Source organism: Microbacterium sp. Kw_RZR3 (genome assembly GCF_029222405.1).
Taxonomy (GTDB): domain Bacteria; phylum Actinomycetota; class Actinomycetes; order Actinomycetales; family Microbacteriaceae; genus Microbacterium.
Genome location: NZ_JARHXC010000132.1, coordinates 1 through 1415 on the forward strand (window position 1 = coordinate 1; position 1415 = coordinate 1415).

Consider the following 1415-nt stretch of genomic DNA (forward strand, 5'->3'; position numbering starts at 1 on the left):
CGCGTCAGATCCGGATCCCGCGGCGGATATGGTCCGGATCCGCGAGCGATCTCCGGATCTGGTGCGCCCTCGGGAGCGTCCGCGCGTCAGGCCGCGGGCGCCGCCCGCCGTACGAGCTCGCGGATGCTCTGCTCCACCTCGGGCGTCACCTCGACCACCGCGAATGACACCGGCCACATCGGCCCGTCGTCGAGCTGCGCGCTGTCATCGAAGCTCACCGTGCCGTAGCGGGTCTTGAACTTCGACGCCGGCTGGTAGAAGACCACGACCTTGCCGTCTTTGGCGTAGGCCGGGAAGCCGTAATAGGTCTTGGGGCTCAAGTGCCCCGCCTCTTCGAGCACGATGACGTGCAGGCGTTCGGCGACCGCGCGGTCGACGCCCTCGAGCTTCTCGATCGCCTCGAGGCAGGCCTCGTTCTCCTTCTGGATCTTCGCGAGGCCCTTCAGGCCCTTCATCGCCTGGAGCTCCTCGGCGCGCTGCTTCATCGCCGCGCGCTCTCCTGCGCTGAATCCGGTGCCCATGGCATCCGCCTCTCTCCGTCGTGGTCGCAGGATATCGCCGCCCCGGCGGCCCCACCATCCGCTGCCCGCCGTCGGCGTCGGCTCGCGGCGTCCCCTCGTGAGTGTCGGCGTGGGCGCCGGCGCTGGCGAGCGGACATCCGGATGCCACAGCCTCAGGCCTGCCGCAGCCCTTCCTCGAGCGCGACCCAGGCGAGCATCGCGCACTTCACGCGGGCGGTGTACTTCGAGACGCCGGAGAGGGCTGCCGCGTCGGCGAACGTCTCCTCGTCGAGGGGGATCTTGCCGCGCGAGCGCAGCGCCTCGCGGAAACCGGCGATCAGTGCCTCGGCGTCGGCTCGCGGCATCCCCTCGTCTCCACCGTCTTCCTGCAGGAGCGCCACCAGCATGGATGCCGAGGCCTGCGAGATCGAGCAACCGGCGCCCTCCCACGTGACCGAGGCGACGCGGTCGCCCTCGACATCGACGCGCAGCGTGATCTCATCGCCGCAGACGGGGTTGCGCTGGTGCACGGTGGCGCTGTGCGCACCGGGCTCGACGAGGCCGAAGCCGCGGGGCTTCTTCGCATGGTCGAGGATCAGCTCCTGGTACAGCGACTCCAGTCCGCTCATGCGGAGGCTCCCGCCGTGCCCGCGCCGACGCGGGCCCCGGCGCCAGCGCTCGATGCGCCCGCGGGAGAGGCGACCCCGAAGAATCCGCGAACGCGCGAGACGGCGTCGAGGAAGGTGTCGATCTCGGCCTCGGTCGTGTGGATCGCGGCGCTGGCCCGCACGGTGGCGGTGATGCCGAAGCGCCGATGCAGCGGCTGGGCGCAGTGGTGACCGACCCGGGCAGCGACCCCGCGTGAGTCGAGGAACTGACTCACGTCGTGCGCGTGGACCCCGTCGACGACGAACG

General features: G+C 71.0%; 3 protein-coding genes. All 3 read right to left on the reverse strand.

Going from position 1 to position 1415, the window contains the following annotated elements; translation table 11 throughout:
• Nucleotides 1–86: 86 nt before the first annotated feature.
• Entirely contained in the window at nt 87–521 is a 435-nt protein-coding gene (locus tag P2P98_RS07075) for a hypothetical protein (RefSeq protein ID WP_275798498.1), read from the reverse strand.
• A gap of 152 nt (nt 522–673) precedes the next feature.
• The gene (gene sufU, locus P2P98_RS07080; protein ID WP_275798500.1) at nt 674–1129 is read right to left on the reverse strand and encodes a Fe-S cluster assembly sulfur transfer protein SufU; all 456 of its coding nucleotides are present in this window, start codon (nt 1127–1129) and stop codon (nt 674–676) included.
• The coding region (locus P2P98_RS07085) for an aminotransferase class V-fold PLP-dependent enzyme (protein ID WP_275798502.1) at nt 1126–1415 on the reverse strand (290 nt) is incomplete at its 5' end. The genes sufU and P2P98_RS07085, both read right to left, overlap by 4 nt.